This window comes from Pseudomonas sp. 05T35, from assembly GCF_056396605.1.
Genome location: NZ_JBFTLU010000747.1, coordinates 1 through 1229 on the forward strand (window position 1 = coordinate 1; position 1229 = coordinate 1229).

The window sequence follows — 1229 nt, forward strand, 5'->3', positions numbered from 1 at the left end:
GACATCACCCATTCACCCTGAACGTCTAGCGTTGAAAGAAGTCACTTAAAAGGTTGAAGGCAAATCCTTTTGCCCGCATTGACCCGCCAGGAAGGTTGTTATGCGTTGTCTGTTGTTCATGTGCCTGCTATTGAGTTCCACCTGCTCATTTGCCCTGGATCGCTTTCAGGTCGAAGGTTATTCGCTGCCCAACGGCTTGCAAGTAGTGCTCAAGCCCGGCAGCGAACGCGGGCATGTGGCGATTCGCCTGGTGGTAGGCGTTGGCCTGGATGACTTCGCCTGCGCCGACAAAGAGCTGCCGCACCTGCTTGAGCATTTGCTGTTCAGTGGCGTCGACGCGAGTGGGGAAGGCGGGCTCGAGGAGCGCATGCAGGCACTGGGGGGTGAATGGAACGCCTACACCAGTAACGCCGACACCACGTTCGTCATCGAAGCCCCGGCAAAGAATCAGCGCAAAGTCCTCGACCTGTTGCTGGCGCTACTGACCCAGACCCGACTCGACGACACCGCCATCAGTGCGGCCAAACAGGTGGTCGAACGCGAAGATGGCGGCCATTACTCCCACTTGCAGCGCTGGCTCGACCGCCAGGACCTGGGCCATACGGCGAGCAACCAACTGGCGGTGGAGCTGGGCCTGAAGTGCTCGGAGCGGGCCCAGGTAGAACACCTGACCCGCGAACAACTGGAGAAGGTCCGCAAGGAGTGGTACGCACCGAACAACATGACGCTGATTATTGTCGGCGAGCTCGATCGCCTGCTGCCGGCCTACCTGGAGCGCACCTATGGCGAGCTCGAAGCGATTGATCCCACCGAGCATTTGCCGCTGCCGGAGATCCAGCACCCGGCGCTCGACGAACGCAATCTGATCCAGGGCTGGGTAGGGGGTGGTGCCAAACTGCACTGGTTGTTCCCGGAACCGGCGCTTGAGGATCAATATGATGAAACATACGACCTGCTCAAGGACTACCTCGACTGGGCGCTTTATCGTCAATTGCGCCTGGCTCACGGATTGTCCTACGGCCCCTGGGCCGAACGCGAAGTGTTCGGCAGCGTCGGTTTCCTCAGCCTGAACGCCGATCTGGAACGCGATGATCTGCCACAAGCGCAGCAGGTACTCGAGGATCTGAAAGCCGATCTGCTCAAGAATGGTCTCGATCACGCTGGTTTTGAACGCTTGAAACAGGTCGCCATCGCCCGWCAGGCCTGGGCCGTGCAAGGCAACAGTGGAC

1 protein-coding gene is annotated in these 1229 nt (G+C 59.5%); it reads left to right on the top strand.

Annotation, left to right across the window (positions count from 1 at the left end):
* Positions 1-100: 100 nt before the first annotated feature.
* The coding region (locus tag AC1DH9_RS29465) for a M16 family metallopeptidase (RefSeq protein WP_477809369.1) at positions 101-1229 on the top strand (1129 nt) is incomplete at its 3' end.